Origin of the sequence: Helicobacter pylori (assembly GCF_001998165.1) — a bacterium.
Lineage (GTDB): Bacteria > Campylobacterota > Campylobacteria > Campylobacterales > Helicobacteraceae > Helicobacter > Helicobacter pylori_DL.
Window position 1 is genome coordinate 1 of record NZ_MTWR01000131.1, and the last position, 218, is coordinate 218.

1 protein-coding gene is annotated in these 218 nt (G+C 42.7%); it reads right to left on the reverse strand.

Features of this window, described 5'->3' with window-relative positions:
* On the reverse strand, window positions 1-218 hold a 218-nt coding region (locus tag BZK24_RS08520; protein ID WP_143424414.1), incomplete at both ends, for an Eco57I restriction-modification methylase domain-containing protein.

Below are 218 nucleotides of genomic sequence, written 5' to 3' on the forward strand. Positions count from 1 at the left end.
GGACAATCTTATTTTCTACCCCGCTTTTAGCGCTGATGAATCCGGTTGGCACGATAATAGCCCCCTTACCTTTTGGACTGAGCATGTTCAGGCAATGCTGGAAAAAGAGCGTGTAAATGGGCATTTTGCTTTTATCGTTTTTAGGGATATTAGGCACGCCTAAGAAAAAATCGTTTTTATTTTGCGAAATCTCGGCATGCTCGTTGGAAAAATCCAGC